At 70.5% G+C, this 25,055-nt stretch carries 26 protein-coding genes and 1 tRNA gene; 12 read left to right on the forward strand and 15 right to left on the reverse strand.

Going from position 1 to position 25,055, the window contains the following annotated elements; translation table 11 throughout:
• Positions 1–38 precede the first annotated feature (38 nt).
• The 13 genes from ACIOHP_RS04210 to ACIOHP_RS04270 all read right to left on the reverse strand — a co-directional run bounded on the left by ACIOHP_RS04210 (position 39) and on the right by ACIOHP_RS04270 (position 16,421).
• Positions 39–1,820, reverse strand: a complete 1,782-nt coding sequence (locus ACIOHP_RS04210) for a stealth family protein (protein WP_401883261.1) — start codon at positions 1,818–1,820, stop codon at positions 39–41.
• Between the two features lie 30 nt (positions 1,821–1,850).
• The gene (locus ACIOHP_RS04215) at positions 1,851–3,548 is read right to left on the reverse strand and encodes a stealth family protein (protein ID WP_401883264.1); all 1,698 of its coding nucleotides are present in this window, start codon (positions 3,546–3,548) and stop codon (positions 1,851–1,853) included.
• Positions 3,549–3,712: 164 nt separating this feature from the next.
• Positions 3,713–3,919, reverse strand: a complete 207-nt coding sequence (locus tag ACIOHP_RS04220) for a DUF4287 domain-containing protein (RefSeq protein WP_361483493.1) — start codon at positions 3,917–3,919, stop codon at positions 3,713–3,715.
• Positions 3,920–3,974: 55 nt separating this feature from the next.
• On the reverse strand, positions 3,975–5,969 hold the full coding sequence (locus ACIOHP_RS04225) for a beta-galactosidase (RefSeq protein WP_401883267.1): 1,995 nt from the start codon (positions 5,967–5,969) through the stop codon (positions 3,975–3,977).
• The gene (locus ACIOHP_RS04230; RefSeq protein WP_401883270.1) at positions 5,966–7,279 is read right to left on the reverse strand and encodes a glycoside hydrolase family 36 protein; all 1,314 of its coding nucleotides are present in this window, start codon (positions 7,277–7,279) and stop codon (positions 5,966–5,968) included. Before ACIOHP_RS04230 ends, ACIOHP_RS04225 begins: the two co-directional genes overlap by 4 nt.
• Before the next feature lie 27 nt (positions 7,280–7,306).
• Positions 7,307–8,191, reverse strand: a complete 885-nt coding sequence (locus ACIOHP_RS04235) for a carbohydrate ABC transporter permease (protein ID WP_401883273.1) — start codon at positions 8,189–8,191, stop codon at positions 7,307–7,309.
• Entirely contained in the window at positions 8,188–9,168 is a 981-nt protein-coding gene (locus tag ACIOHP_RS04240; protein ID WP_401883276.1) for a carbohydrate ABC transporter permease, read from the reverse strand. Before ACIOHP_RS04240 ends, ACIOHP_RS04235 begins: the two co-directional genes overlap by 4 nt.
• Before the next feature lie 5 nt (positions 9,169–9,173).
• Positions 9,174–10,472, reverse strand: coding sequence for an ABC transporter substrate-binding protein (locus ACIOHP_RS04245; RefSeq protein ID WP_401883279.1), 1,299 nt, complete (start codon positions 10,470–10,472; stop codon positions 9,174–9,176).
• Positions 10,473–10,735: 263 nt separating this feature from the next.
• A complete protein-coding gene (locus tag ACIOHP_RS04250) occupies positions 10,736–12,454 on the reverse strand; it encodes a copper resistance CopC/CopD family protein (protein ID WP_401884113.1) in 1,719 nt (572 codons plus the stop codon).
• 101 nt (positions 12,455–12,555) lie between these two features.
• Positions 12,556–13,311: an SDR family NAD(P)-dependent oxidoreductase gene (locus tag ACIOHP_RS04255; RefSeq protein ID WP_401883282.1), complete on the reverse strand. Its 756-nt coding sequence runs from the start codon at positions 13,309–13,311 to the stop codon at positions 12,556–12,558.
• Positions 13,308–13,775, reverse strand: coding sequence for a cupin domain-containing protein (locus tag ACIOHP_RS04260; protein ID WP_401883284.1), 468 nt, complete (start codon positions 13,773–13,775; stop codon positions 13,308–13,310). Before ACIOHP_RS04260 ends, ACIOHP_RS04255 begins: the two co-directional genes overlap by 4 nt.
• Positions 13,772–14,365, reverse strand: a complete 594-nt coding sequence (locus ACIOHP_RS04265; protein ID WP_401883287.1) for a GNAT family N-acetyltransferase — start codon at positions 14,363–14,365, stop codon at positions 13,772–13,774. The genes ACIOHP_RS04260 and ACIOHP_RS04265 overlap by 4 nt, the downstream gene beginning before the upstream one ends.
• Positions 14,358–16,421, reverse strand: coding sequence for a penicillin acylase family protein (locus ACIOHP_RS04270; RefSeq protein ID WP_401883290.1), 2,064 nt, complete (start codon positions 16,419–16,421; stop codon positions 14,358–14,360). The genes ACIOHP_RS04265 and ACIOHP_RS04270 overlap by 8 nt, the downstream gene beginning before the upstream one ends.
• A gap of 78 nt (positions 16,422–16,499) precedes the next feature.
• On the opposite strand from ACIOHP_RS04270, the gene ACIOHP_RS04275 reads away from it, so the two are divergent.
• The 4 genes from ACIOHP_RS04275 to ACIOHP_RS04290 all read left to right on the forward strand — a co-directional run bounded on the left by ACIOHP_RS04275 (position 16,500) and on the right by ACIOHP_RS04290 (position 18,910).
• Positions 16,500–17,204 (forward strand): siderophore-interacting protein, encoded by a 705-nt coding sequence (locus tag ACIOHP_RS04275; RefSeq protein ID WP_401883293.1) that lies wholly within the window; start codon positions 16,500–16,502, stop codon positions 17,202–17,204.
• A gap of 25 nt (positions 17,205–17,229) precedes the next feature.
• The gene (locus tag ACIOHP_RS04280; protein ID WP_361554096.1) at positions 17,230–17,823 is read left to right on the forward strand and encodes an HhH-GPD-type base excision DNA repair protein; all 594 of its coding nucleotides are present in this window, start codon (positions 17,230–17,232) and stop codon (positions 17,821–17,823) included.
• 55 nt (positions 17,824–17,878) lie between these two features.
• Entirely contained in the window at positions 17,879–18,535 is a 657-nt protein-coding gene (locus ACIOHP_RS04285) for an HdeD family acid-resistance protein (RefSeq protein ID WP_401883296.1), read from the forward strand.
• Between the two features lie 69 nt (positions 18,536–18,604).
• Positions 18,605–18,910 carry a hypothetical protein gene (locus ACIOHP_RS04290; protein WP_401883299.1) on the forward strand — a complete coding sequence of 102 codons (306 nt, stop codon included), beginning with the start codon at positions 18,605–18,607 and terminating at the stop codon, positions 18,908–18,910.
• A gap of 198 nt (positions 18,911–19,108) precedes the next feature.
• Here ACIOHP_RS04290 and ACIOHP_RS04295 read toward each other — a convergent pair whose 3' ends face one another.
• On the reverse strand, positions 19,109–20,722 hold the full coding sequence (locus ACIOHP_RS04295) for a helicase HerA-like domain-containing protein (RefSeq protein ID WP_401883302.1): 1,614 nt from the start codon (positions 20,720–20,722) through the stop codon (positions 19,109–19,111).
• 104 nt (positions 20,723–20,826) lie between these two features.
• Here ACIOHP_RS04295 and ACIOHP_RS04300 point away from each other — a divergent pair, with 104 nt between their 5' ends.
• The gene (locus tag ACIOHP_RS04300) at positions 20,827–21,123 is read left to right on the forward strand and encodes a type II toxin-antitoxin system VapB family antitoxin (RefSeq protein ID WP_003999914.1); all 297 of its coding nucleotides are present in this window, start codon (positions 20,827–20,829) and stop codon (positions 21,121–21,123) included.
• 99 nt (positions 21,124–21,222) lie between these two features.
• The gene (locus ACIOHP_RS04305) at positions 21,223–21,870 is read left to right on the forward strand and encodes a LytR C-terminal domain-containing protein (RefSeq protein WP_401883304.1); all 648 of its coding nucleotides are present in this window, start codon (positions 21,223–21,225) and stop codon (positions 21,868–21,870) included.
• A 90-nt stretch (positions 21,871–21,960) separates the two neighbouring features.
• Here the strand turns inward: ACIOHP_RS04305 and upp are convergent, their stop codons facing one another.
• Positions 21,961–22,596 carry a uracil phosphoribosyltransferase gene (upp, locus tag ACIOHP_RS04310; RefSeq protein ID WP_171141789.1) on the reverse strand — a complete coding sequence of 212 codons (636 nt, stop codon included), beginning with the start codon at positions 22,594–22,596 and terminating at the stop codon, positions 21,961–21,963.
• 141 nt (positions 22,597–22,737) lie between these two features.
• On the opposite strand from upp, the gene ACIOHP_RS04315 reads away from it, so the two are divergent.
• From ACIOHP_RS04315 to ACIOHP_RS04340, 6 genes are all read left to right on the forward strand, one after another.
• On the forward strand, positions 22,738–22,908 hold the full coding sequence (locus ACIOHP_RS04315) for a hypothetical protein (protein ID WP_361483545.1): 171 nt from the start codon (positions 22,738–22,740) through the stop codon (positions 22,906–22,908).
• Positions 22,909–23,151: 243 nt separating this feature from the next.
• A complete protein-coding gene (locus ACIOHP_RS04320; protein WP_401884115.1) occupies positions 23,152–23,685 on the forward strand; it encodes a hypothetical protein in 534 nt (177 codons plus the stop codon).
• A gap of 56 nt (positions 23,686–23,741) precedes the next feature.
• Positions 23,742–24,167: a tRNA adenosine(34) deaminase TadA gene (gene tadA, locus ACIOHP_RS04325; RefSeq protein ID WP_401883307.1), complete on the forward strand. Its 426-nt coding sequence runs from the start codon at positions 23,742–23,744 to the stop codon at positions 24,165–24,167.
• 44 nt (positions 24,168–24,211) lie between these two features.
• Positions 24,212–24,296 (forward strand) — tRNA-Ser (locus ACIOHP_RS04330).
• 175 nt (positions 24,297–24,471) lie between these two features.
• Positions 24,472–24,648, forward strand: a complete 177-nt coding sequence (locus ACIOHP_RS04335) for a hypothetical protein (protein ID WP_307028713.1) — start codon at positions 24,472–24,474, stop codon at positions 24,646–24,648.
• A 26-nt stretch (positions 24,649–24,674) separates the two neighbouring features.
• Positions 24,675–24,968, forward strand: a complete 294-nt coding sequence (locus ACIOHP_RS04340) for a Dabb family protein (protein ID WP_046260675.1) — start codon at positions 24,675–24,677, stop codon at positions 24,966–24,968.
• The last annotated feature ends 87 nt before the right edge of the window (positions 24,969–25,055 follow it).

Consider the following 25,055-nt stretch of genomic DNA (forward strand, 5'->3'; position numbering starts at 1 on the left):
GGGCCCTTCGTCGTTGTGCTCAGACCTCGTTGTCCGGGTCAGAGGGGGTCGCCGGCGTGCTGGGCCGTTCTGTGGAGGACCGGGTGGGCGGAGGGGCGGGGCGTTGATTCGTAGCGGCTCGGGAAGGGGTACTTGCGTTCCAGGAAGGCGCTGATGGCCGCCTGGGCCGCCGATCTGGCCTCGGGGGGCGTGTCCACGTCGTTGAGGCAGAAGAAGTCGACGTCCTCGCCGGCCGCCAGGCGGGACAGGCGGCGGCGCATGTCCGGGGTGCCGAGCTGGACGTAGCGGAAGCGGTAGTCGGCCGGGACGGCTCGGGCCGTTGCCATCGCCCAGTGGTGGTGGAGGGTCGATGCCGGAGCCACGTCGGCCGTCGAGCGGAAGCGGGAGTACGAGGTACGGTCCAGCTCCTCGATGCCCAGGCTCTCCATCTCCCGCATCACCGACAGCAGTTGGGGGTGCGGGGTGTGCAGGGACTTGTGGGTGATGTGTCTGCCGTGGAAGCGGCTGATGATCTCGCGGGCGTTCTTGCCCGCGGAGTTCGGCGCCGGTTCCAGGGGGTGCGGGGCGCCTATGCCCAGCTTCAGCGGGGAGAGGGGGATGCGGGCGATGCCGTTGCCGTGGAAGAAGTGCTCGGCCCCTACCGGACGGTTGATGAAGACGTCGTCGTTGAAGTAGAGGTAGTGCTCCGACAGGCCCGGGATGTGGTGCAGGCGGCTCTCTATCGCGTGGGAGTTGAAGACGGGGAGCGCGTCCGCCGGGAGGATGTCCCGGTGGTCGATCACGGTCAGGCCTTCTGCCTGCGGGTCCAGCCAGTCCGGGATCTGGGAGTCGGTCACCAGGTAGACGTGCCGGATGAAACCGGCGTACATCTCCAGCGAGCGCAGGGCGTACCTCAGCTCGTCGTGGCTGGTGTAGCGGGAGGCGCCGGTCTCGCGCGGGGCGATGGTGCTGGGGGAGAGCGCCTGGTGGGCGCGGCGCTTGGCCGCCATCGCGGGGTCGTCGCCGTCGACCCAGGTGTAGACGGCGTCGACGGGGAAGCGCACCTCCTCGATGCCGGGCTCGGCGAACGGGGCGAAGGTGGGCACGCCGCGATGGCGGCCCGCGACCACGGCGGGGCGTTGCGCCGACACCGGGAGGACCTCCGACACCGCGTTGTGGCGCGGGGCCACCAGTGCCGGGCCGAAGACGTCCGGCATCCGGCTGCCGGGCACGGTGAGCCAGGAGGGGTCCGTGGCGAGGTCGCGGCCGTGCCGCCAGAACTCGATGTCACAGCCCGTTTCGAGTCCGGTGAGGACCTGGCCCTCGGGGCCCAGGCGCACCACGCCGGTGCGGAGCACCTCGGCCCGCAGCAGCGCCCGCGGCAGCTTCCCGTCGGCCCACAGTGCCGCGGCGGTCACCCCACCGTCCGGTCCCACGGCCCCGACGTACCCCACACCGGAGGCGAAGCGCTGGGCGGCCCGCTGGAGGATCGTGTCGCGATACGTCTCCGCCACACCGATGACCTGGCGCGGCACCCCCTGCCCGTGGTCGGAGGGGACCAGGAAGTACGGGACGCCGAGCCCGTCCAGCAGGGTGCAGACCCGTTCGAGGTCGGCCTCGACGGCGTCCGCGGCGGTGTAACCGGCGACGGTACGGCCGTACAGCCGTGCCGGTCCGAAGGTGACCCGGCGCAGCCCGGGGACGGCGGCCCGCAGGCGCCGGCGGGCCCGGGCCGTGCGCAGCGCCCAGAGCCGGGCCGCCAGCCAGAGCCTCAGGCGTACGAGAAAGTCCCGGACCGTTCGGATGCCCCCCGGCATTCCGAAGCGGTCACGGATGTCCATGCCCCCCATGTCCCTGTCCCCCCGGCCCCGTCAGCTCTGCTTCTCGTACGGGCTCGCGAAGGGGAAGTAGTCCTCCAGGAACTCGTTCATCCGGACGCTCACCTGCTCCCGTTCCTCGGGCGGTACGTCGACGTCGTTGAGGCAGAAGAAGTCGAAGCGGCGGCTGCGGCGCAGGTCGGCCAGGCGTCGGTCGGCGTCCGGGCGGCTGATGTTGACGTACCGGAAGCTGTACTTGCCGGGCAGGCCGTGGCCGGTCATCAGGGCGTACTGGTAGAGCAGCGGGGCCGTCACCGCGATGTCCTGCGGGGAGCGGAAGCGGGAGGCCGTGGTGCGGCGGATGTCCTCCGGGAAGAGCTCTTCGAGCACCTGGTGGGTTCGGCGCTGCTGGGGCAGCGGGGTGTGCATGAAGTTGTTCGTCGTCATCCGCCCGAACCTCTCCAGCAGGAGCCGGCGGACGTTCTTGCTGGCGGAGTTGGTGGCCGTCTCCTCGGCGTGCGGCTTGCCGACGCCGATCTTGAGCGGGGACACCGGGATCTTCATCAGGCCGCTGCCGTGGAAGAAGTGCTCCGGGGTGACCCGGCGGCCGACGAACACGTCGTCGTTGAAGTAGAGGTAGTGGTCCGAGAGGCCCGGGATGTGGTGCAGCCGGGTCTCGATCGCGTGCGAGTTGAAGACCGGCAGGACGCCCTCGGGAAAGATGTCGCGGTGGTCGACGACCGTGATCCCGGGGGCCGTGTCGTCGAGCCAGTGCGGCTTCTGGCCGTCGGTCACGATGTAGATGTGCCGGACGAAGTCGGCGTACATCGCGAGCGAGCGCAGCGAGTACTTCAGCTCGTCATGGCTGGTGTAGCGGGAGGCGTTGGTCTCCTTGTCCAGGATCTCGGCGGTGCCGCGGTCCTGGTGGCGGGCCCGCTTGGCCCGCATCTCGGGCTCCTCGCCGTCGACCCAGGTGTAGACGACGTCGACGGGGAAGGTCACGTCGTCGACGGTCGGCAGGGTGAGCGGGACGAAGCTCGGCAGCTCGCGGTCGCCGACCCGGACGGTGGCGGGCTGCTGCTCAGCGGCTGGGAGGACGTCGGTGATGCCGTTGTTGCGGGGGGCGACGAGGGAGTCGGCGAAGATGTCCTCGGACGCCTGCGGCTGCACCTTGGCCAGGCGCCGGGGGCCGTCGGCGGAGGCGAGAAGTTCGGCGCCGTCCTCCCAGAACTCGATGTCGCAGGCGAGCTCGGGCCCGGCGAGCAGCTGGCCCGAGGGTCCGAGGTGGTTCTCCCCGACCCGCAGGATGGGGGCGGTGCGCAGCCCGGCCGGCAGCGCGCCGTCCATGAACAGCGCGGGGTGCTTGAGCTTGCCGCCGGGCATGGGGCGGCCGATGAAGACCGCCTTGCCCTCGTGCTGCGCCTCCAGGACGGTGAGCAGACGCTCCCGGTCGACGACGTTCACGCCGACCGTGTACCGGGTGCGGGCTGCCGGCACCAGGAAGTACGGGATCCCTTCCTGCTCCAGCGCGGCGACGACCAGGCCGAGGTTGGCGGCGGCCGCCTCGGCGGCGCTGAACCGCGTCACGACCCGGCCGTAGAGCTGCTGGCCGCGCACCGCCACCGGTCGCAGGACCGGGTCCGTGACCGCGGCCCGACGGCGGCGCCGCATGGTACGCAGCTGCCACACGCTCTCGGCGGCCTTCCGCTCGACTCGCGGGCGCATCCGCCGGGCAAAGGAACGCACGGTCACGTTCTGAGCTCCTCTTCCATGAACCTGTCGAACATCTCTGCGTAAGGCAGACAGACGTATGTGACGGAAGGTTGTAGAAGAGTTCTCCGGGAATTAACGGACTTAGGGGTTCCAGAACAGCTGAACCACAGTCGGAAGTGGTATTGGGCCCGGGAGCCGGCAGGTCACCTGCCCTCGGCCAGGGTGTGCGCCACCAGTGCGTTGGCGTGGCCGTGACCGAGGCCGTGTTCCGTCTTGAGCCAGGTGACGAGCTCCATGTGCCGGGTCAGGGGGGAGGCGCGGATCAGGTCCTGCCAGTGGGCGACCGGGTGGCCGTACTTCTTCTCGATGGAGGGGAAGTAGGAGGCGGGGCCCTTCACGGGTTCGGTCATGTGCGTCACGTCCTCTCGTGGGTGTCGTCTCTATGACCGGTGCGGGCGGAGAAACTCATCGCTGCCCGCGCGGCTCTCTCACCACCGCCACCTCGCCCGCCGCGACGGTGACCGTGCCCGGCACCGGCTTCCCGGTGAGCAGTTCGCGGGCCTCGCCGGACACGGGGATCTCCGCGCTCGCCTCGGTGTGGTTGATCAGGAAGAGGTAGTCCGCGTCCGTACCGCGCCGCAGCACCGCCTCCACACCCTCCGGAGTGCTGAGGACCGGCATCACGCCCGCCTCCGTGCGGATACGGTCGAGGAGGGCGGCGAGGGTCGCCGGGTCCGGCTGGGTGGCCAGGTACCACGTGGTGCCCGTGCCGAAGGAGTTGCGGGTCACCGCGGGTACGTCCGCCAGCGGGCCGGTCATGTACGTCGTGATCACCTCCGCGCCCGCCGGACGTACCCGCTCCGACCACAGCCGCGCCGTACCGCCGTCGCTCAGCTCCACCGACTCACCCGGCAGCAGCGGGAACAGCTCGTCCGTGCGCACCCCGAGCGCCTCACGGAACGCTCCCGGGTAACCGCCCAGCCGCACATGGCAGTTGGCGTCGACCGCCCCGCTGTGGAAGCCCACGGCCAAGGTGCCGCCGCGCTCCGCGAAGCCCGTCAGATTCGCCGCGCCCTCGTCGTCGACCAGGTACAGGCTGGGCGCCAGGACCAGGCGGTACGACGACAGGTCCGCCTCCGGGTGGACGAAGTCCACCGCGACGCCCGACCGCCACAACGGCTCGTACCAGGCCCGGACCAGCTCCTGGAAGCGGAGCTCCGCGCTCGGCTGCGAGGGCAGTTCCAGGGCCCAGCGGGCGTCCCAGTCCCAGACGATGGCCACCTGAGCCGGGACGGTCGAGCCGCGCACCTCCCCCAACGCCTTCAGATCCGCGCCCAGCCGGACCACGTCGCGCCAGATCCGGCTGTCCGTCCCCGCGTGCGGCAGCATCGCCGAGTGCCACTGCTCGGCGCCCGCCTTCGCCGCCCGCCACTGGAAGTAGGCGATGCCGTCGGCGCCCCGGGCCACATGGGCCAGCGCGTTGCGGCGCAACTCCCCGGGATTCTTCGCCCGGTTGACGGGCTGCCAGTTCACCGCGCCCGTCGAGTGCTCCATCAGCAGCCAGGGTCCGCCGGCCAGCGAGCGGACCAGGTCGCCGCTGAGCGCGAGGTCGACGTGCGACTCGGGGTCGGTGGACTGGAGGTAGTGGTCGTTGGAGACCACGTCCAGCTTCGGGGCCCAGCGCCAGTAGTCCAGCGCGTCGAAGTTGTGCATCACCATGAAGTTGGTGGTCGCGGGGATCTCCGGCGCCGCCTCCCGCAGCACCTCGCGCTCCGCCTCGCACAGCGAGAGCAGCGCGTCGCTGCAGAAGCGTCGCCAGTCCAGCCGGTGGGCGGGGTTGGGGACGGCGCCCGTGGCGCGGGGCGGGATGATCTCGTCCCAGTCGTAGTACCACTGGCTCCAGAAGCGGGTGCCCCAGGCGTCGTTGAGTGCCTCCAGGCCGCTGTACCTCTCGCGCAGCCAGCCGCGGAACGCCGCCGCGCTCTCCTCGCAGAAGCACTCCGGGTTGTGGCAGCCGTACTCGTTGTGGACGTGCCACATCACGACCGCCGGGTGGCCGGCGTACCGCTCCCCGAGCGCACGGGCCATCCGCAGCGCCGCCTCCCGATAGGCCGGGCTCGACGGGCAGAACGTCTGGCGGCTGCCGTACGACAGTGCCCTGCCGTCCTTGTCCACGGGGAGCGCCTCGGGGTGCCTGACGAAGAACCACGCCGGCGGTGCCGCCGTCGGGGTCGCGAGGTCCGCCGCGATGCCGTGGGCGTGGAGCATGTCGAGGACGCGGTCCAGGAGGGTGAAGTCGTACTCGCCCTCCTTGGGCTCCAACAGTGCCCAGGAGAAGATGCCGACGCTGACCATGGTCACCCCGGCCTCGACCATGAGGCGCATGTCCTCGGCCCAGACCTCCTCGGGCCACTGCTCGGGGTTGTAGTCACCGCCGTAGGCGATGCCCTGCGGGATCATCGGCCGTCTCCGCCCAGGAGCCGGCGAGTCGTCTCCACACCCCACGGGTCCAGGGACAGCAGCCGGTCGCTCGACGCCATCAGGCCGCCGGTCGCCTCGACATGGGCCGCCCAGCGTTCGCGGGTCTCCACGGCCGGGCGGGCCATCAGACAGTCGGGGTCGTTGACCCAGAACCGGCCGTGCTGCCACTGGCGTCCGATGCCGGTGAACTCGGCCGGATCCTGGCCCGGTTGGCTGTAGTCGTCGGCCTCGGGGCGGCGGTGAGGGGCCGTGTCGGGGCTGACGCGCATGGCGTCGAAGAGGCCGATGGAGGGCAGGATCGGGGCGCCGCAGCCCAGGAGGTAGGCGTCCTGGCCGATCGCCTCGCGGATCAGCTCGATGCCCTGGCGGTACGCCGTGAGGGGGTCCGCGTCGGAGTGCCGTACGCCCTCCAGGGCGCCCGCGTACAGGAAGTCGACCTTGAAGTAGTCGTAGCCCTCGGCCCGCAGTGTCCGGAAGACGTCCGTGAGGTACGCGGCCGCCTGAGGGTGGGTCGTGTCCAGGACGCTCAGGTCGTGGCCCCAGTTGCGGCCGGCGTGCAGGAAGCCGCCGTCGAGGGCCTTGACCAGCCAGTCGGGGTGTTCGGCGGCCAGGTCGCTCGCCGGGTCGACGAGGAAGGGTGCCGTCCAGATGCCGGCCCGCCTGCCCCGCGCCCGGATCGCGTCCGCGATGCCTTGGCGGGAGCGGAAGCGGCCGGAGAGGGTGAGCCAGTCGCCGAGGGCCTTCTGGTAGCCGTCGTCGATCTGGACCACGTCGACGGGCAGGTCGAGGGTGTCCATCGCGCGGAGGTTCTCGTGGATGTCGTCCTCGGTGACCTGCGTGAAGTACTCGTACCAGGAGCACCAGACGGTGGGCGCCGGGCGCGGGGGCGCGACCTCCAGGGAGGCGGCCCAGGCTCCCAGCACCTCCTGGATGTCCGTGCCCGTCCACTCCTTCACCGGCCCGTCGGCGCTGACCTCCGCCAGGTCGCCGGTGACGGCCAGCCGGATCGACGGGACCTCGCGGACCGGGTCCACGGCGGCCCAGAGGCGGACCTCCGAGCCGTCGCCCGGGTCCAGGGCCAGCAGCCCCTCGCCCTGGAAGGTGCCGTGGGGAACTGTGACGCCCGGCCGGTAGCAGACCGTCGCCCAGTTGTCGTTCGTCGGACGGTACGGCTGGTCACCGAGGGCGTAGGCGCCGCTGGGGCTCCAGGACTGCCAGCCCTCCTCGTGGACACGGGCGGTGCGCGCGTCCACGGGCACGGAGGCGACCGGGGCAAAGGAGTGGGACACGGTGGTTCTCTTTCAAGTGAAGGGCGATCAGCCCTTGTTGGCGCCGAGCGTCAAGCCGCTCACGAACTGCCGCTGCAGTACGAAGTAGACGATCAGGGTCGGGATCGCGGTCAGCAGCGCACCCGCGGCGACCAGGTTCGGGTCCGTGAAGTACGTACCGGAGAGGTTGTTCAGCGCGGAGGTGATCGGCATGTTCTCGCCGGTGGAGATGAGGACCAGGGCCCAGAAGAAGTCGTTGTAGATCCAGATGGACAGCAGCGTGCCCAGGGCGGCCATCGCGGGCTTGCACAGGGGGAGCACGATCTGCCAGTACATGCGCCACACGGAGGCGCCGTCGACCAGGGCGGCCTCGGTCAGTTCGTGCGGGAGCGAGCGCATGTAGTTGCTCAGCACGAACGCGCAGAAGCCGGACTGGAACGCGACGTGGATGAGGACCAGGCCGAGCGCGGAGTCGTACAGCTTGCCGGACATGGTGATGCCGGGCAGGTCCACCAGGAGGTACAGGCGGTACAGCGGGGTGATGATGACCTGCTGCGGGAGCAGGTTGCCGGCGGTGAAGACCAGCAGCAGGGCGAGGTTGAGGCGGAAGTCGAAGCGGCTGACGTAGAAGGCCACCATCGAGGACAGGAACAGGGTCACCAGCACCGCCGGCACGGCGATGATCACCGTGTTGACGAAGTAGTGCGTCATGTCCGACTGCTCGAAGGCGTTGGTGAAGTTGTCGAAGCTCAGGGAGTCCGGCCAGGACACATAGCCCTTCTCGCTGGTCTCCGCGTACGGGCGAAGGGCCGCGTAGATCGCCCAGAGCAGGGGGGCGAGCCAGGCCAGGGCCATGGTGGCCAGGACGACGTGCAGCAGGACCCGGGCGGGGCGCACCGGTGTCCTCGGCTTCTTCAGAGCGAGGGTGCTCATGCGCGCCGCTCCTTCCGGAAGGTGGACACCAGGTACGGGATGATCACGATGAGCGAGATCAGCAGCAGCACGACGGCGATCGCCGATCCGTAGCCGATGCGGCTGGACTCGCCGATGATGTTGTTGGTCACGAGGATCGACAGCAGCTCGGTGCCCTCGGCGCCCTTGTTGAAGACGAAGACCAGGTCGAAGGCGCGCAGCGCCTCGATGATCGTGACGACCAGGACGACCGTGTTGGTGGGGCGCAGCACCGGGAAGATGACGTTCTTGAACGTCTGCCACTCGCTCGCGCCGTCCAGCGCGGACGCCTCCCGCAGGGACGGGTCGACGCCCTTCAGACCGGCCAGGTAGAGGATCATCATGTACCCGGTGTGCCGCCAGGACGCGGCGATGAGGATCGCCCAGAGGTTGAGGTCCGGGTCGCCGATCCAGTCGATGTAGTGGCCGGGCTTGTTGGCCCCGATGAGGCTGTTGATCAGGCCCGTGTCGGGGTTGTAGACGAGCTGCCAGACGAACCCGATGACCGCCATCGACAGCACGACGGGCAGGAAGAACGCCGTCTGGTAGACCCGGCTGAACCGGATCTTCTTGTCCAGCTGCACGGCCAGGAACAGGCCGAGTGGCGTGGGGATCGCGATCAGGACGACGAACCAGATCACGTTGTGCTCGACGGCGGGCCAGAACTGCGGGTTGTTGGTGAACAGTTCCTTGAAGTTCTCGAGCCCGACCCACTGGATGGAGTCGAAGCCGATGCCGTTCCAGGAGGTGAAGGCGAGGAGGATCGACGCGAGGGCGGTGACCCAGACCAGGGCCACGTGCAGGATCGTCGGCAGGCCGGCCATGAAGCCGAGCGTGAGCCGGTCGCGGCGGGTGAGCAGGCGCTTGTGTCCCTGCGGGATCCGCTTCGTGACCGGGGCGGTGCCCGGAGGCGGCTCGGGGGTCGCCTCCGGGGACTTCGTGGGGGTGTCGGTGGTCATCGTCGTCAGCTGGACGCGAAGATCGTCTTCTTCTGCCGCTCGATCGAGCTGAGCAGGCTGTCGATGCCCTTGGGATCGCGGACGAACTTCTGCAGCGCGGGCTGCATGACCGTCGAGGTGAAGTCGGGGCGGCTGTCGCGGTCCATGAACTGGGTGAGGCTCTTGGCGCCCGAGATCATCTCGTACGCCTTCTTCTGGAGGGTGGTGTACGCGTCGGTGGAGGCCTTGGTGGAGGCGGCGACCACGCTCGGGTCGGACTTGAGGTAGATCTCCTCGGCGGCCGGGGTGCCCAGGTACTCCAGGAGCTTGACCGCGCCGGCCTTGTTCTTCGGGCTCTTGCTCATCATGAAGCCGTCGGTCGGGGCCTCGACCGTGTCCAGGCCGTACGCCGGGTCGATCTCCGGGAAGGCGAAGAAGTCGAGGTCGTCCAGGGCGGCCTTGTCGGTGAACTGCTGGGCCACGAAGGTGCCGAGGAGGTACATGCCGGCCTTCTTGGAGGCCAGGGTCTGGGCCGCGTCCTGCCAGGTGCGGCCGGTGGCGCCTTCCTGGTGGTACGGGAGGATCTCGGTCCACAGGTCGAAGACCTTGCGCACCTTGGCGTCCGTCCAGGCGGCCTTTCCGGCCATCAGGTCGACGTGGAAGTCGTAGCCGTTCTGGCGGAAATTGATCTGGTCGAAGGTGCCGAGCGCGGGCCAGGCGTCCTTGTCGCCGAAGGCGATCGGGACCAGCTTGTCCTTCTCCATCTGCTTGCACAGGGCGACCAGCTGGTCCCAGGTGGTGGGGACCTCGTAGCCGTACTGCCGGAAGACGCTCTTGCGGTAGAAGAGCGCCCACGGGTACGAGTACAGCGGCACGAAGTAGTACTTGCCGTCCTCCCCCTTGCTGAGCTTCTTCATCGCCTCGGGGAAGTTGCCCCCGATGGTCTGCCACACGTCGTCGATCGGGGTGGCGAGGCCCTTGGCCGCGAAGAACTGCATGCGGTAGCCCGCGAACCAGGTGAAAACGTCGTCCGGCGTGCCCTGGAGGTAGGCGTTGATCTGCTCCTGGAAGGTGTTGGAGTCCTTGGTGTTCACGTCGACCGTGATCCCGGAGTCCTTCTTGAAGCCCGCGTAGATGTCCGCGAAGGCCTTCTTCGGCACCGGGTCGGACGCCTTGGAGCCGAGGGTGACCGTCTTCGGGTCGGACGAGGCTCCGCTGCCGCCGCAGGCGCTCAGCAGGGGGATGCCGGCACCGAGCACGGCGGCGCCGCCTATGCCGCGCAGGACGGAGCGGCGGCTCGCGGAGGGGAGGGAGAAGTCGGGCATGAACGGCTCCTGAGGGGCAGGGTTCGGCCAGGCAGGGGAGTGCGCCGAAGTCCGTCGTAAACGACCAGAAATCAACTTGACCGAACACGGTTGCGTAATGACAGCCGTATGTCCTGTCATGCGTCAAGAGACGACCGTCACCTTTGTGGAAACGTGACCGACACATCCAAGATCGATCCGATCGTCCGAATCGCCTTCGGCCCGTCGAACAAGCGGCCGTGCCTCGGTGGGGAGGATCTCCGGCCGCTCTGCCCGGTGCCGTCCTAGCCGATCACTACGGGCTTCTCCACGCTGACCTGGTCGATCTCGGAGACGCGGACCGTCACCTTCATCTCCCAGGTGCCGGCGATCGGCAGGTCGAGGTCGTCGGTGCCCCAGTAGCCGCCCTTGTCGGTCAGCCCGGCGTCCAGCGGGCCGATGTCCTGGGACGGGAGGGTGAAGGAGAGCCGGAGTTCGGGGACGATGGCGAAACCGCCCTCGGCGTCGAGGACCACCGCTTCCACCGAGTTCCGGCCGACCCGGCCGGGGTCGAGGGTGATCTGCACCTTGCCCCGGGCGCCGCCGATGTCGAAGGGGACGTAGGAGACGGACGCGACGGGCAGTCCGGTGGCCGCCGGGCTCTGAGCGGCCTCCGCCTCCGCACGGCCCGGCACGGTGCCGGTGAGCACGGTCGTGAGCACCAGCACCACGACACCGATGGTGACTTCGGCGAGGACGGAACGTCGCAGACCACGGCGGTCCGGAACGACCGGCGGCTCCTCGGGCGACTCCGGCAGCGGCGGCCCGCCCGCCGGCTCCGGCACTCGTTCCCGTACGACGGTCCGCGCGTCCGCCGTCGCCAGGCGTACCGTCCACAGCCGCGAGAACCCGGCCGCCGTCAGCAGCACGACCACCACGGTCAGTTTGGCGACGAGGAGCCGGCCGTACGTCGTGTCGGTGAGCGCGCTCCAGGAGCCCAGGCCACGCCAGGACTGGTAGACGCCGGTGAGGACCAGGACGGTCACGGAGACGAAGGCGAGGCGGGAGAAGCGGGTGACCGTGGCCGGTTCGACGACCGCCGCCCGGTACAGCGTGACGACCAGTGCCGTCAGACCGCCCAGCCAGGCCGCCATCGCCAGGACGTGCAGGACCGAGGAGGCCATCGCCACGGGCACCTGGATGCCGGCGGAGGCGTGCTCACCGGCGGCCCAGGTGAGGGCGAGGCCGAGGGCGAGGGCGGCGCCGATCGCGTAGGAGGACCGGCGGCGGCGGAACAGCCGCAGGAGGAAGACCGCGGTCAGTGCGAGCAGCACCAGCCGGGCCAGCAGCACCAGTCCCGGCCGGCTCGTCACCGTCCGTTCGAAGGCCGCGGCGTCGAAGGCCGCCGCGGGGCCCGTGCCGGCCTCGTAGGGAGCCCGCAGCACGAACAGCGCGACCGTGGCGCCCGCCAGCGTCCACCAGCCCACCCGCAGCAGCCTGGGCAGGATGTTGGCGTCCGCCGGTCGGCACAGCGCGAGGAAGAGCGCCGTGCCGATGAGCAGCGCCACCGCGAGATAGGCCAGGTAGCGGGCGATGTTGTAGAGGCCGGCCGTCGCCGGGTTCTCCACGGGGCCCGGGTCCACGGTCACCGCCGTCGCCGAGGGCTTCCCGACGGAGAAGGTGAACGCCCCCGACACCGGGTGGCTGTCCGCCGAGACGACCCGCCAGGCCACCGTGAAGGTGCCCTCGCCGAGCCCGGAGGCGGGCAGCGACACCCGGGCGGTGTCCGAACTCCCCGGCACATGCTCGGCCTCCCCCGTGCGCACCCGCCCGTTCTTCGGGCTCAGCACACGGAAGGAGTCGTCGAGCAGACCGACGGACTCGGTGAAGGTCAGGGTGATGTACGCGGGGGCGGACTTGAGGACGGTTCCGTCCTCGGGGTCGGCGGAGCGGAGGGCGGCATGGGCCGACGCCGGTCCCGCGCCGCCGAAGAGGAGCAGGACCAGCACGGTGCCCAGCAGCACCAGCCCTTGAACTCGCCGCCGGCCTCGTCCACCGTCACGCTCCACGTCAGTACTCCGTCCCCACGGCTCCGGGTTATGTACGGACACCGGCGCCGGAACACTCACCACGTGGGCCGGGCCGACACTCCCCCGTCGACGGACAGATCCTGCCCGGTGATCCAGGAGGCGAGCGGCGAGGCGAGGAACGCACAGGCGTCGCCGATGTCCTCGGGGCGGCCGAGCCGGCCCAGGGGCGCCTTCGCATGCCACCGTTCCACACCCTCGGGCCAGTCCCGCGCCAGCCCCTCCCGGTCGATCAGCCCGGGCGAGACGCTGTTGACGCGGATGCCGCGAGGCCCGTACTCCAGGGCCGCCGACCGGGCGTGCATCACCAGGGCGGCCTTGGACGCGCAGTAGTGGGCATGCCCGGCGGCGGGACCGTGCGCCTCGATCGAGGCGATGTGCGTCACCGAGCCGCCGTGCTCCATGACCTCCGCCGCCGCCTGGGTGCACGCGAAGGCGCTCGTCAGGTTGGTGTCGACGACCTCCCGCCACTCGGCGGCCGTCATCCCGGGCAGTTCCCGCACCGGCTGCACCCCCGCGTTGTTGACCAGCGCGGTCAGTCCGCCGCCCCACGTGTGCGCCTCCCGGACCAGTTCCCGGCAGGCGTCCTCGTCCGTCAGTTCCGCCCGCAGGACGACGGCCCGCGCGCCCGACTCCCGGACCCGGTCCGCGACTTCCTCCGCCGCCGTCACCGCCGTACGGCAGTGCACGACGACCGCGGCCGCCCCCTGTTCGGCGAACCGCACCGCGATCCCCCGCCCGATGCCGCCGCCCGCGCCCGTGACCAGGGCGACCTGTCCTTCGAGGAGTCTCATGGACGACACAGTCGCGCGATCCGCTCGGCCTTGGCGGGATACCGCGCCATCAGGGCCTCGGAGTCGCCGTGCTCATAGCTCTCGTAGGTGAACCCGGGAGCCATCGTGCAGCCGAAGAACGTCCACGCGCCCCGCGTGCGCGCCCCCATCCAGGTGCCGCCGGGGACGGTCAGCTGGACGTGCTGACCGGCGACGACGTCGGGCCCCAGCACCGGGGCGCTCGATGTGCCGTCCGGGGACAGGAGCAGGAGTTCCAGGGGGTCGCCGAGGTAGAAGTGCCAGATCTCGTCGCTGGGCAGACGATGGAGGGCGGAGAAGTCGGCGGCGGTGAGCAGGGCGACTATGGCCGAGCCCTCCGGTCTGCCGTCCGCGCGCTCGGGGCCCGCCCAGGTACGGCGGAACAGGCCCCCCTCGCGCGGGATCGGCTCCAGTCCGTAGTGGGCGACGAGGTCTTCAGGAGTCACGCCGGGAAGGCTACCTCCCTGGCCAGGAAGGCCAGTTGAGCGTGCTTCTCGGGCAGATGCACGTCCGGGAGGTCGATCTCCGGCAGCACGACCCGCTCCCCGGCCACGAACCCCTGCCGCAGGAACCGCGCGATCGCCTTCTCGTTGCGTACGTCGGGATCGACCACGACCCGCTTGCGGTCCAGGCCGAGCAGGACGTACGAGGCGACCGCGCCCAGCAGCGCCGACGACCAGCCGGGCCGTCCGCCGTCCGCTGCGGCCGGCGCGAGCAGCAGGTGGACGCCGATGTCACCGGACTCGACGGGGTAGCACTCGCTGACCCGGTCGGCCTCCGGCTCATAGGTCTGGAGCAGTCCGACCGGCTCGCCGTCCTTCTCGAGCAGATAGGCGTGGTGGGTGTCGAGGGTGTCCATATGGGCGTAGATCTCGGCCACTTGGTCCCGGGTGAGGCCGTTCATGCCCCAGAAGGCGGCCCGTTCCTCGCTGACCCAGCCGTGCAGCACCTCGGCGTCGGCCTTCGCGTCGAGGGTGCGCACGCGGACGGTGCCGAAGCCGTCGACCTCCTGCTCATGGACGTAGGTGTCAGACATCGCTCTCCTTGCTGAGCTGTTCGAAGTCGGTGACGACCGGGACGAGGTCGCCGGCGAGCCACAGGGGAAGCTGATCACGGTGATGGGGCGAGCCGGGCACGCCCGAGGCGCCGAACGGCACCACCCAGCGGCTGTCCTCGCGCCGGGCCAGGTCCCACACGTAGCGGGCGGCCGGACCGCGCGCGGCCAGGTCGGTCAGACCGGGCACGGCGGAGGTGCACAGCACGCAGTCGTGGTCGCCGGAGAGACCGGGTTCGTCGTGCTTCTCGTACGACGTGTCCGGCAACGCCCGCCACGGGTACAGCCGGTGGGTCTCGCCCCAGGCCGCGGGCGGCTTCCCGGCGGCGACCTCCTCGACGGCCGCGCGGATCTCGGCGGGGCGGTCGATGCCGTACAACTCCTCTGCGCGCAGCAGGTGTTCGAGGGCGAAGCCGATGCGCGGGAGGAGGCCGAGCCAGGGGAGGAGGACCTCGGGGTAGGCGGGCGGGGACGTCAGCGCGGCGAACGCGGGGTGGGCGGCGAGCCGGCGGGCGACGGCGCCGCGCACCGCGGAGTAGAGGGCGGCGTCCTCGCTGTCCGCGTCCATGCGGCGGTTCCAGCGCAGGAGGGTGTCCGTGAGCTCGGCGGCCCGCGGGGTCAGGTCCCGGAGGGCGGCGAGGTGGTCCAACAGGGGCCCGGCGGAGGCCAGATACGTGTCCATGTGGAGGGCGGGCATGTCCCCGGCCGACCACTTGTCCTTGCCCGCGAGCATCGCCGCGATGCGGTTCGCGCGGTGCGGCGGGGCGAACTCGACGCCGAGCGGTTGCGCCGGACCCCGCTGGTTGGCCATGACGGCGACGCCGTCCTCCGTGAGTCCGGCACGGGGCATGTCGTGCCAGCCCTGCCACGCGTGCCCGGGCTCCCAGGCGGGGACGACACGGGTGCGGTTGGCCTCGGACCGCACCGGCACCCGGCCCGCGACCCGGTGCAGCAGCCCGCCCTCGGTGTCGGCGGCCTGGACGACGTTGACCGGCTCGGCCCAGCTGTCGAAGGCCCGGTCCACGTCGGCGACCCGGCGGGCCCGCAGCAGGGGGAGCAGGGTGCTGAAACCCAGGTCGTCGGTGACGCGGGGCGGGATGCGGAGGCTGAGGGCGAGCGGCGTGCCGTCGTCGAGCCCTTCCGGGCCGCCGGCGACGACGGGCCCGCGCTCGGTCTCGATGACCTCGACCTCGACGGACTCCTCGCCGGCGACGTCGACGGTCTCGGTGTGCCGGGAGGCGCGCGTCCACCTCCCGTCCGGGCCGAGGGCCTCGACACCGGCCCCGGTCCGCCGCAGCCGTTCCTCGTACAGGTCCTGGTAGTCGGCCATGGCGTTGGTGATGGCCCAGGCGACCGTGCCGGTGTGGCCGAAGTGGGCGATGCCGGGGACGCCGGGGACGGCGAGGCCGACGACGTCGAACTCCGGGCAGGAGAGGTGGATCTGCTGGTAGACGCCGGGGTCCTCGATGAAGCGGTGCGGGTCGCCGGCGATGACGGCCTGGCCGGTCACGGTCCGTTCGCCGCTCACCAGCCAGCCGTTGCTGCCGGAGGTGCCGGGACCGTCGGTGGCGAAGAGCCCGACGGCCTCCTCGCCGAGGTGCTTGACGGCCTGCTCGCGCCAGAGCTTGGCGGGGAAGCCCGCGAAGAGGATGTGGGCACCGAGCCAGACGCCGAGGGGGGTCCAGGGCTCCCAACGGCCGGGGGTGCCGAGGGGCAGGGTGGCGTCGGTGAGCCCTTCGTTGACCCCGTCGACGTAGGCCCGTACCCAGTCGGCCGTCTCCGGGTCGTGTCTCTCCAGATGCCCGAAGCAGCGTCTCGCGGTGTCGTCGAGCCGGGCCCTGCGCACGAACCGGTCCCAGGGCAGGGCGTCGGAGCCGAGGAAGGATGCCGAGGTGCCGCGGGCCCGGTGCCGCTCGACCTCCAGCTGCCAGGCCCGGTCGCGGGCGGTGACGATGCCCTGGGCACGGGCGAGTTCGCGCACGCTGTCGGCACGCAGATGCGGGACACCCCACACATCCCGGTAGATCTCGGCGCTCACTCTGGGTCTCTCCTGTGCTTTAGGTTAGGCTCACCTAAGTAACTGGTGGGGAAATCGTACGCGAGGAGTGGAGAGACGATGGGGCAGGGGCACGGCTGGGAGGGCGCGGTCCTCAGACTGCTGCGGGCCAAGGACTACGTCCTCACCGTCACCGACGCCGAGGACGTCACTCCGGACTACCGGCGCATCCACCTCACCGACGGCGGCATGCTCGCCGCGACCGGCGTCCACCCCACGATGTGGGTCCGGCTGTGGTTCTCCGACGCGGGCAAGCCGCACCAGCGGGCCTACACCCTCGTCGACCCGGACCCCGCGACCGGCACCTTCGGCCTGGAGTTCGCCCTCCACGAGGGCGTGGCGAGCGACTGGGCACGGAACGCGAAGCCCGGCGACACCATCGAGGCGACGGTCCACGGCACGGCGTTCGAGAACCCCGACCCGGCACCGACCCATGTCTTCGCGATCGGCGACCCGGCGTCCCTGCCCGCCATCAACTCCCTGCTGGAAGCGCTGGACTCGTCCCCGGCGACCGTCTGGTTCGAGGGCGGCACGGACGGCCTCCCCTTCCGCACGGACCCGGCCCGCCATGACGTCCGCCCGTCCTCATCCCTGGTCGACGAGGTGAAGAGGGACCTCCCCGACCTCCTCAGGGCCCATCCCGACGCGTACGTCTGGATCGCCTGCGACACGAGGACGACCCGCACCCTGTCCTCGTACGTCCGCAAGGACCTGGGCGTCCCCAAGGAGCGGATGCACGCGCTGGGGTACTGGCGGGCGGCCTGACCCCGTACGCGGCATGATCGGGGTCATGGACGTCACCCTTCACCTCGCCCAGGACCCCGAGGCCGACGAGCTCCTCGGGCGCTCCCCGCTCGCCGCGCTGGTCGGGATGCTGCTGGACCAGCAGGTTCCGATGGAGTGGGCGTTCAAGGGGCCCCGGACGATCGCGGACCGGCTCGGCCTCGACGACCTCGACGCGCACGAGATCGCCGCGCAGGACCCGGACGCCTTCGCCACCCTGCTCTCGGACAAGCCGGCGGTCCACCGCTACCCGGGCTCCATGGCCAAGCGGATCCAGCAGCTGTGCCAGTACCTCGTCGAGCACTACGACGGCAACGCCGAACTGGTCTGGAAGGGCGTGGACGACGGACGCGAACTGCTGCGCCGGCTGGAGGAGCTGCCCGGCTTCGGCAAGCAGAAGGCCCAGATCTTCCTGGCGCTGCTGGGCAAGCAGCTGGGCGTCCGGCCGAAGGGCTGGCGGGAGGCGGCGGGCGCGTACGGCGAGGCCGAGTCCTTCCGCTCGGTCGCCGACATCACCGGCCCGGAGTCGCTGGTCAAGGTACGGGCGCACAAGCAGGAGATGAAGGCGGCGGCGAAGGCCGCGAAGGCGGCCGGCGCGTAAGCCGATCGGCCCAGCCCGCCGCGCGGGGCGGCCGTACGCGGTCCAAGCATGGACCATGACCGAGGCACCGCACGGCTCCTCCTGGGGCCGGGAGTTCGACGACCGCAAGGTCCACACGCAGCAGCGCGCCCATGAGCCCGAGCCGCCCTTCGAGGGCCCCCTGCACGCACTGTCCAAGGCGGCCTGGCAGGTCGTCCTGATCACCGGCGTCGCCTCGCTGGTCCTGGGCGTCCTGGTGCTGATCTGGCCGGGCTCCACCCTCCGCGCCACCGGCGTCCTGTTCGGCGTCTATCTCGTCGTCAGCGGCGTCTTCCAGCTGGTCTCGGCCTTCGGCACGCACAGGACGACCGGGCTGCGCGTCCTCGCCTTCGTCAGCGGCGCCCTGTCGATCCTGCTGGGCCTGTTCTGCTTCCGCGGCCCCATGCAGTCGCTCCTGCTGCTCGCCCTGTGGATCGGCATCGGCTGGCTCATCCGCGGCATCACCCAGACCCTGGCCGCCGCCTCCGACTCGTCGATGCCCGCCCGCGGCTGGCACATCTTCCTCGGGATCGTCACGTTCCTCGCCGGGATCGTGCTGATCGACTCCCCCTTCGAGTCGGTCGCCGTCCTCACCGTGGTCGGCGGGATCTGGCTGGTCGCCGTGGGCGTCGTCGAGATCGTCACGGCCGTACGGATGCGCGGACAGGCCCGGAACGTGCCGCGCACGGTGTGAGTAACCCGTGCGGGCGGATCTGACGGACGACGCGATGCACCTCGTACTCCCCGGGGCAGACCAGCAACCATGAGCAGCACCAGAACCTGGCTCCGTGCCTTTGTCCTGCTGCTCGCGCTGCTCGTGCCGGGCGGCCACACCGGGGCGCACGCCGCCACCGCCGTCACCCCGGTCGCCGGTGAGGTCGCCGAGTACGACGTCCTGGACACGGCCCTGCGGCCACCGGCCCGCGCCGCCCACCGTCCCGTCGTCCCCCTGCGCCCCGCGCCCCGGCCCGCCCCGGCGCCCGGCGTCCCGGCGGGCCGCCCCCTCCCGGCGCCGCCGCGGCCGCCGTACGCCCTGCACACCCTGCGCTCGGTGGTCCTGCGCTGCTGACCGGCCCTCGCACCAGAGGTCAGTCAAGCAGCGACGCAAGGAGCACGACCATGCCCATCGACCCGTACGCCGTCCTGCGCGCCCTCGTGCGCGCCGAGGCCTCCCGCAACGCGCCCAAGCCGCAGGCCCGGGAGGGCAAGCCGCCCGTGAAGGAAGGGAAGCGCGGCTGATCCGGTGCGGAGGCGGGGCCTTTCGGGGTCACCGCCTCCGCCGTGCCGTACCGAAGACCGAGCGGCTGATCTCGCGGCCGATCTGCGTCCCCAGGGAACGGGCGAGGGACTTGAACACCCCGCTGTCGACGACCCGTTCGACCATGGAGGGCTCTTCCTCGGGCTCGGACTTCCTGGACCCGGTGTGCTTGGCAGGGGCCTTCGCGGGCGGGGCCGTCATCTCGTCCGGCCCCTTCGCGCCCCGCGCCGCGGTCAGCTTCTCGTACGCCGACTCGCGATCCACAGCCTGTGCATAGCGCCCGTGCAACGGCGACGCCCGCACCGCCGCGTCGAGGGCGGCCCCGTCGATGGGGCCCATCAGGGACTCGGGGGCGCGCAGGCGGGTCGCCGCGACGGGTGTCGGGGCACCCTTCTCGCTGAGCACCGTGACCACGGCCTCTCCCGTCCCGAGCCCGGTGAGCAGCTCCTCCAGGTCGTACGCCGAGTGGGGGAAGGTCCTCACCGTGGCCTTCAGAGCCTTCTGGTCATCCGGTGTGAAGGCCCTGAGCGCGTGCTGGACGCGGTTGCCGAGCTGGGCGAGGACGTCGGCGGGTACGTCCTTCGGCGTCTGGGTCACGAAGAAGACCCCGACCCCTTTCGAGCGAATCAGCCGGACGGTCTGCGTGATCGAGTCGAGGAACGCCTTCGAGGCGTCGTGGAAGAGCAGATGCGCCTCGTCGAAGAAGAAGACCAGCTTCGGTTTGTCGGCGTCCCCGACCTCGGGCAGATCGTGGAAGAGGTCGGCGAGCAGCCACATCAGGAACGTCGAGAACAGCTGCGGTCTGTCCTGTACGGCGGGCAGTTCGAGGACGGAGACCATGCCGCGCCCGTCCTGTGCCGTGCGCAGCAGCTCGTTCGTGTCGAACTCCGGCTCCCCGAAGAAGCCGGCCATGCCCTGCGCCTCGAAGGCGGTGAGGGAGCGCAGGATCACGCCTGCTGTCGCCGTGGACAGTCCGCCGATGTTCTTCAGCTCGCTCCTGCCCTCGTCCGAGGTGAGGAAGGTGACCACCGCCCTGAGGTCCTTGAGGTCGACCAGCTCCAGGCCCTTGGTGTCGGCGTAGTGGAAGATCAGGCCGAGCGACTGCTCCTGGGTCTGGTTGAGCCGGAGCACCTTGGACAGCAGGAGCGGGCCGAAGTCCGTGATCGTCGCCCGCACGGGGATTCCGTGGCCGAGGCCGCCGAGCGCGTAGAACTCTGCCGGGAAGCCGGTCGCCGTCCACTCCTGGTGCACGTCCGCGGCCCGGGCCTGCACCTTGTCGTTGCGGACTCCGGGCGCCGAGATCCCGGACACGTCGCCCTTGATGTCCGCGAGGAACACCGGCACCCCCTGCGCCGAGAGCTGCTCGGCGATCAGCTGGAGCGTCTTGGTCTTGCCGGTGCCCGTCGCACCCGCCACGAGACCGTGCCGGTTCAGCATCGGCAACGGGATCCTGACCTGCGCGTCCGGCAGGCACACCCCGTCCCACAGGAGGGCGCCGAGATCGAGGGCGGGTCCGGTGAAGGCGTACCCGGAGGCGATCTCCAGGGCCTCCTTCGCAAGGGCCGGCGCACTGCCCGGTGCCTCGGGAGCGGCGGCCTGCGGCACGGTCTCGCTGTCACTCATCTCAGGCACCTGTTCCGGTTTGCCCCCGTTTACGGCATCTTTTCCAGCATCACACTCCGTCGCCATGGCTGCGCCCGGAAGGTCTTGACCGGTAGGCTTTCCGTGTGATCTTCAAGCGCATCGGAAACGGCCGGCCGTACCCCGACCATGGCCGGGAAAGCACCCGGCAGTGGGCGGACGTCGCGCCGCGCCCGGTCCGCCTCGATCAGCTCGTGACGACCAAGGGCCAACTCGACCTGGAAACCCTGCTCGCCGAGGACTCCACGTTCTACGGCGACCTCTTCGCGCACGTCGTGAAGTGGCAGGGCGACCTGTATCTCGAGGACGGCCTCCACCGCGCGGTGCGGGCAGCGCTCCAGCAGCGCCAGGTGCTGCACGCGCGTGTGCTTGAGCTGGACTAAGCGGCGGACTTGTAAAGGGTTGGCCCTTTCGGGTTCTTCCGGCCCGAATCCAATGATCATTTAGTAGGCATCGCCGCCCCGGAGCACTACGCTGCGCCCATGAGCATGCTGACTCCCCCAGGCATGGGCGGCAAGTACCGGATCACGGGGGACAAGTACCCGCGCATGCGCCGCCCCCGGCGGCGGGGCAGGCTCGTGGCCGCCCTGGTCGCCTCGGTCACCGCGCTCGGTCTGGTCGGCTGGGGCACCCTGCAGCTCATCGACGTCTTCACCGGCGGCGGCGACAAGGCCTCGGCGGCCGGCTCCAAGGCGGACTGCGCGACGAAGGCGTCCCCGTCGGCCTCGGCCTCGTCCTCCACCACGGCGTATCCCAAGCCCGCCCAGATCACCGTCAACGTCTTCAACGCCACGCCCCGGGCGGGGCTCGCCAAGAAGACCGCGGACGAGCTGAAGAAGCGCGGCTTCAAGATCGGCGACGTGGGCAACGCGAGCGCGGAGTTCGACAAGAAGGTCAAGGGCACGGGACTGCTGCTCGGCCCCACGTCCGCCGTGAGCACGTCATTGCCGGTCCTCGGCACGCAGCTCGCGGGCACGGAGGCCCGGGCGGACACCCGCAAGGGCACCGACGTGGACCTGATCATCGGCACAGCCTTCAAGTCACTGACGGCAAAGGCGACGGCGGACAAGGCCCTGACCAAGCTGGGCGCACCCCAGCCGACGCCCACTTCGTCAAAGAAGGCCTGCTGAAGAAACCTGAGGGGCGCGGGGAACTGCGCGACCAGCCACAAACGGCCTTCGGTCGCGACGCATCCGCACCCCTACGGCGAAATGGCGTCCTTACTCAGCGGCGCCGTAAAGACGATCGCCCGCGTCCCCGAGGCCCGGCACGATGTATCCGTGCTCGTTCAGGTGGTCGTCGACCGCCGCCGTCACCACGGTGACCGGCGTACCCGCGAGCTCCCGCTCCATGACCTCGACGCCCTCCGGCGCGGCCAGCAGCACCACGGCCGTCACATCGTCCGCACCCCGCTTGATCAGCTCCTGGATCGCCGCGACCAGCGTGCCACCGGTGGCGAGCATCGGGTCGAGGACGTACACCTGACGCCCGGAGAGGTCCTCCGGCATCCGCGTGGCATAGGTGGACGCCTGGAGCGTCTCCTCGTCGCGCACCATGCCCATGAAGCCCACCTCGGCGGTCGGCAGCAGGCGGACCATGCCGTCGAGCATGCCGAGGCCGGCCCGCAGGATCGGCACGACCAGGGGGCGCGGGTAGGAGAGCTTGACGCCGGTGGTGGTGGTGACCGGGGTCGTGATGTCGACCGCTTCGGTGCGCACGTCTCGCGTGGCCTCGTAGGCGAGCAGGGTGACCAGTTCGTCGGCCAGCCGACGGAAGGTCGCGGAGTCGGTGCGCTGGTCGCGCAGCGTGGTGAGCTTGTGAGCGACCAGAGGGTGGTCGACGACATGGAGACGCATGTCCACAACACTAACCGGGCCCGTTGTCCCCGGCGTCCCCTCCGGCATCCCCGGCTGGGGCAAACCCCGCTTCACCCGCCCGCTGGCATCAAACCCCCCGTCGGAGGGAAAGTGGGAGAGACGCAACCGGGTGGTGAGCCTATGCCGGACCAGGAGTCACAACAGGAGACCGAAGCCGAGCGCCGCAGGCGCCGCGCCCAGTTCCTGCGCGACCTCGCCGAGGCCCGTGAGCTGCGCGACCGCGTCCAGCCCCGGCGCGCCAAGGCGGCCCGGCTCCGGCACGCGATGCGCATGCGCACCTTCCGCTGGTAGGCCAACTGGCAGGCCGATCCGCTCTCTTCGGGCTCCCGCGTACGTCCCTGTCGCCCGGGCCGCGTACGATCCCGCTGGTGGACGATCAAAACGGGCGGACACAGGGTGCCGAAGACGTCCCCTGAACGCTCCGTTTCTGCCACGATTCCGAGTGGGTGGGGCTCGGAGCCAATGCCTCCCCGCCCATAGCCTCCGCCGGGGGGACCCCCAACCGGCACGCCTATGACCAGTGGGAGAGTCACGGTGTACTTCGCCGCACTGCTCGCGCGCACCGAAGACGGGTGGGAAGCGAGCGACACAGAGCTCCTCGACAATGTGGAGACGCTGTCGGATCTGGCCGACCTCGCCCGGGAAGCCGCGGCCGAGGACGACACGGTGCTCGTGCTGATCGAACAGGAGGACGCCTGGTTCGGCGTCGTCCGCATCGACGGCGAGGACGACCCTCGTATCTACGTCTCGGACGCCGCCGCCGCTGCCCGCAGCAGTTACGGCGAGATCCTGCTCACCGACGAACTGCTCGGAAGGGAGCCCGAGGACGACGAACCCGACCTGGACGCCCTCGATCTCGACGGCACCGAGGACGGTGAGGACGAGGACGGGGACGACGCCGAGAGCGTCGGCTCCGCCGAGGTCGTGCCGCACGGCCCGGTCGGCGACCCCGGCGTCCTCGACGACCTGGGTGTCAGCGAGAAGGAGCTGAAGTCCCTGTCCACGGATGCGCTCACCGAGATCGCCGAGTCCCTGGGCGCCTCGGAGGTCCTGGAGACCGTCCGCTGACCGGGGAGACCATCGAGGGCCCCCCGGACCCGGTACGCGACCCCTGGCGAGCCGCGATGCGGCTCGCCCTGGACGAGGCCGGGCGGGCCGGCCCGGACGTACCGGTGGGGGCCGTCGTACTGGCCCCGGACGGCACGACCGTGCTCGGGGCGGGGCACAACGAACGCGAGGCGGTCGGCGACCCGACCGCCCACGCGGAGGTCCTGGCGATCCGCCGGGCGGCCGCGGAACTCGGGGAGTGGCGGCTGACCGGCTGCACGCTGGTCGTCACCCTGGAGCCGTGCACGATGTGCGCGGGCGCGCTGGTGCAGTCCCGCGTGGACCGTGTCGTCTACGGCGCCCGCGACGACAAGGCCGGCGCGGCCGGCTCGCTCTGGGACGTCGTACGGGACCGGCGGCTCAACCACCGTCCCGAGGTGATCGAGGGAGTGCTCGCCGAGGAGTGCGCGCGGCTCCTCACGGACTTCTTCCGGGCCGGGTAATACCGATTTCAGAGCACGCCCCACCGTGTTGTAAGGTCTCTCTCGGTAGCGTGTCCGAGCGGCCGAAGGAGCTCGCCTCGAAAGCGAGTGTGGCGCAAGTCACCGAGGGTTCAAATCCCTCCGCTACCGCTTCTGAAGGGCCCCGTCGAGAGACGGGGCCCTTCGTGCGTGCCGCCAGGGCTCCACGGGCTCGACGAAGAGCCCGGAACCGCAGGTCGCTGATCCTTAAATGTGATGTGCGGAAGTTACACTCGCGGCCGGCACAGGAGTCCCAACAGGCACGACAGTCACGGGGGAGGCCGCGGTGGCGGTGAATTCGAAGAGGGCCGCTGTCTACATACTCGTGGTCTTCATTCTGTACGTGATCATCACGGACCCGGCCAAGGCGGCGGACTACGTCCAGATAGGGTTCGAGGGCATATCGGACGCCGCCAAGGCCATCGGTGACTTCTTCACCTGGCTCGCCGACGGGGCGCAGTAGCGGCTGATCGGAAGCTGGGAGCGCACATGATCCGCCACCTTGTCCTCTTCAAGCTCAACGAGGGCGTCGAGCGCGACGACCCGCGGGTCGTGAAGGGCGTCGAGGCCTTCCGTGCCCTCGACGGCAAGATCGAGGACATCCGCTTCTGGGAGCTGGGCTGGAACCTCAGCGACCGGCCCATCGCCTACGACTTCGCCATCAACTCGGGGTTCGAGGACGCCGACGCACTGCGCCGGTACGTGGAGCACCCGGAGCACCAGGCGGGGGTGGCGCTCTGGAAGGAGTTCGCCACCTGGGTGATCGCGGACTACGCGTACTGAGCTTCCCGCCACCTCGTATGGCCCCTCGCCGGAACGGCGGGGGGCTTTCGTGCGTCTTGTGGCCCAACTCTTCCCTCAACACGGTGT

It is taken from the genome of Streptomyces sp. NPDC087859 (assembly GCF_044742595.1).
In the GTDB taxonomy this organism is placed as follows: domain Bacteria; phylum Actinomycetota; class Actinomycetes; order Streptomycetales; family Streptomycetaceae; genus Streptomyces; species Streptomyces canus_F.

Excerpts from the sequence above, each read along its gene's own strand:
- ACIOHP_RS04295 (WP_401883302.1), bottom strand. The coding sequence starts at position 20,722 with ATGAGTGACAGCGAGACCGTGCCGCAGGCCGCCGCTCCCGAGGCACCG.
- ACIOHP_RS04210 (WP_401883261.1), bottom strand. The coding sequence starts at position 1,820 with ATGGACATCCGTGACCGCTTCGGAATGCCGGGGGGCATCCGAACGGTC.
- ACIOHP_RS04265 (WP_401883287.1), bottom strand. The coding sequence starts at position 14,365 with ATGTCTGACACCTACGTCCATGAGCAGGAGGTCGACGGCTTCGGCACC.
- ACIOHP_RS04225 (WP_401883267.1), bottom strand. The coding sequence starts at position 5,969 with ATGATCCCGCAGGGCATCGCCTACGGCGGTGACTACAACCCCGAGCAG.
- ACIOHP_RS04340 (WP_046260675.1), top strand. The coding sequence starts at position 24,675 with ATGATCCGCCACCTTGTCCTCTTCAAGCTCAACGAGGGCGTCGAGCGC.
- ACIOHP_RS04240 (WP_401883276.1), bottom strand. The coding sequence starts at position 9,168 with ATGACCACCGACACCCCCACGAAGTCCCCGGAGGCGACCCCCGAGCCG.
- upp (WP_171141789.1), bottom strand. The coding sequence starts at position 22,596 with ATGCGTCTCCATGTCGTCGACCACCCTCTGGTCGCTCACAAGCTCACC.
- ACIOHP_RS04245 (WP_401883279.1), bottom strand. The coding sequence starts at position 10,472 with ATGCCCGACTTCTCCCTCCCCTCCGCGAGCCGCCGCTCCGTCCTGCGC.
- tadA (WP_401883307.1), top strand. The coding sequence starts at position 23,742 with ATGCGGCTCGCCCTGGACGAGGCCGGGCGGGCCGGCCCGGACGTACCG.
- ACIOHP_RS04290 (WP_401883299.1), top strand. The coding sequence starts at position 18,605 with ATGAGCAGCACCAGAACCTGGCTCCGTGCCTTTGTCCTGCTGCTCGCG.
- ACIOHP_RS04255 (WP_401883282.1), bottom strand. The coding sequence starts at position 13,311 with ATGAGACTCCTCGAAGGACAGGTCGCCCTGGTCACGGGCGCGGGCGGC.
- ACIOHP_RS04285 (WP_401883296.1), top strand. The coding sequence starts at position 17,879 with ATGACCGAGGCACCGCACGGCTCCTCCTGGGGCCGGGAGTTCGACGAC.
- ACIOHP_RS04315 (WP_361483545.1), top strand. The coding sequence starts at position 22,738 with ATGCCGGACCAGGAGTCACAACAGGAGACCGAAGCCGAGCGCCGCAGG.
- ACIOHP_RS04280 (WP_361554096.1), top strand. The coding sequence starts at position 17,230 with ATGGACGTCACCCTTCACCTCGCCCAGGACCCCGAGGCCGACGAGCTC.
- ACIOHP_RS04220 (WP_361483493.1), bottom strand. The coding sequence starts at position 3,919 with ATGACCGAACCCGTGAAGGGCCCCGCCTCCTACTTCCCCTCCATCGAG.
- ACIOHP_RS04305 (WP_401883304.1), top strand. The coding sequence starts at position 21,223 with ATGAGCATGCTGACTCCCCCAGGCATGGGCGGCAAGTACCGGATCACG.
- ACIOHP_RS04275 (WP_401883293.1), top strand. The coding sequence starts at position 16,500 with ATGGGGCAGGGGCACGGCTGGGAGGGCGCGGTCCTCAGACTGCTGCGG.
- ACIOHP_RS04235 (WP_401883273.1), bottom strand. The coding sequence starts at position 8,191 with ATGAGCACCCTCGCTCTGAAGAAGCCGAGGACACCGGTGCGCCCCGCC.